The organism is Mycoplasma testudineum (assembly GCF_002245785.1).
GTDB lineage: Bacteria > Bacillota_I > Bacilli_A > Mycoplasmatales > Metamycoplasmataceae > Mycoplasmopsis_B > Mycoplasmopsis_B testudinea.
The window spans coordinates 838-3,367 of sequence record NZ_NNCE01000014.1 but is presented as its reverse complement, the minus strand read 5'-3'; the positions used below and the strand labels follow the sequence as shown (position 1 = coordinate 3,367).

The following is a 2,530-nucleotide window of genomic DNA, read 5'->3' as shown; positions in this document are numbered from 1 at the left end:
AGTGTTCTCTAACTGTTAATTTTTTCATTTATAAATTTTACTCACTTTCACCCTTTAAAATAAAACAGTCGCTTTCATATCACAATTTAAAAAATTGAGTTTTTTTAATAAATGAGGTTTTGGCATAGTATTATATTTTTGTATCAATAAACACAATACTAAAGAGACAAGAGTTAGTTCAGGTTTTGGCATAGTATTATATTTTTGTATCAATAAACAATTATTGCGTTATCGACAGCTGTGATATAGTTTTGGCATAGTATTATATTTTTGTATCAATAAACTAAATCAGGTCGTTAAATATTTGCTCCAGAGTTTTGGCATAGTATTATATTTTTGTATCAATAAACAATGAAAATAAATAACGAAGAAATTAAAAAGTTTTGGCATAGTATTATATTTTTGTATCAATAAACTTATAAGATAAGTAAAGGAGAAGAAAATGAGTTTTGGCATAGTATTATATTTTTGTATCAATAAACAATGTGTATTTTTTTGACAGCCGTAGTTTAGTTTTGGCATAGTATTATATTTTTGTATCAATAAACTCTTTATACGAAATAATCATCCCAATTGGCGTTTTGGCATAGTATTATATTTTTGTATCAATAAACTTCGAACTGACTACCGCGTACGAAAACGCAGTTTTGGCATAGTATTATATTTTTGTATCAATAAATTCTTCCTCAATTTCCAAAATTTCAGAGGTTGTTTTGGCATAGTATTATATTTTTGTATCAATAAACAGTTTAGTTATTCCTTTACTTATTATTTCAGTTTTGGCATAGTATTATATTTTTGTATCAATAAACAGTAGTTGAGGTATTTGTTAGTGTCGAATAGTTTTGGCATAGTATTATATTTTTGTATCAATAAACATAGAATTGAAAAGGATGTCCGACATAGTAGTTTTGGCATAGTATTATATTTTTGTATCAATAAACACGATTTTCAAGTCACAGATTTAGTAGAAAGTTTTGGCATAGTATTATATTTTTGTATCAATAAACCAGTATTATTTTGTTTAATAGTTAAATATTGTTTTGGCATAGTATTATATTTTTGTATCAATAAACTTCGAACTGACTACCGAGTACGAAAACGCAGTTTTGGCATAGTATTATATTTTTGTATCAATAAACTCTTCTTAACAACCTCAAAAATCAGGGCGTGTTTTGGCATAGTATTATATTTTTGTATCAATAAACGACAAAAATAATGCTTTTTGAGTTAATAATGTTTTGGCATAGTATTATATTTTTGTATCAATAAACGCCTAACCTACATTAACAACCTAAACGATTGTTTTGGCATAGTATTATATTTTTGTATCAATAAACTTTTCCCGTCAGTAATTGCGTTTGTGTGTGGTTTTGGCATAGTATTATATTTTTGTATCAATAAACCTACTAAATCTGCTACTTGAAAATCGTCATGTTTTGGCATAGTATTATATTTTTGTATCAATAAACTAACATTCTCAAATCCAATTGATGACATACGTTTTGGCATAGTATTATATTTTTGTATCAATAAACATATGGTTATATGCATAATACTCGAATCCCGTTTTGGCATAGTATTATATTTTTGTATCAATAAACAATTTTCAAAAAAAAAATAGCCCTGCGGCGTTTTGGCATAGTATTATATTTTTGTATCAATAAACTTTTCCTTTTTTATTATGGATGTAAGATTCGTTTTGGCATAGTATTATATTTTTGTATCAATAAACTGGCAGGGATATACCACTCACTTATACCTAGTTTTGGCATAGTATTATATTTTTGTATCAATAAACTTCACTCGAGAATTTTATAAACTACCTTTAGTTTTGGCATAGTATTATATTTTTGTATCAATAAACGACAAAAATAACGCTTTTTGAATAAATAATGTTTTGGCATAGTATTATATTTTTGTATCAATAAACTTCGATGTAGCACTTACTGCTACCGAGGTAGTTTTGGCATAGTATTATATTTTTGTATCAATAAACTTTTTCAATATAGGTTCGTTTAAAGTGTAAGTTTTGGCATAGTATTATATTTTTGTATCAATAAACTTAAAAACAGTCTACAAAATTCTCGAGTGAGTTTTGGCATAGTATTATATTTTTGTATCAATAAACTATATCACGAGTGATTAATATATTCCTCTTGTTTTGGCATAGTATTATATTTTTGTATCAATAAACACAATACTAAGGAAACCAGAACGACAGCCGGTTTTGGCATAGTATTATATTTTTGTATCAATAAACTTAGTCGTAATTTTTCCTTGTTCAGTCGTAGTTTTGGCATAGTATTATATTTTTGTATCAATAAACTTTTCGATAAGTAACTGATTCCTGTTTGTTGTTTTGGCATAGTATTATATTTTTGTATCAATAAACTTTTTCAATATAGGTTCGTTTAAAGTGTAAGTTTTGGCATAGTATTATATTTTTGTATCAATAAACTTAAAAACAGTCTACAAAATTCTCGAGTGAGTTTTGGCATAGTATTATATTTTTGTATCAATAAACTCT

At 26.2% G+C, this 2,530-nt stretch carries 1 CRISPR repeat array.

The features are described from left to right. Positions 1 to 116: 116 nt before the first annotated feature. Positions 117 to 2,527: direct repeats of the CRISPR family, unit length 36 nt; unit sequence GTTTTGGCATAGTATTATATTTTTGTATCAATAAAC. Positions 2,528 to 2,530: the final 3 nt, after the last annotated feature.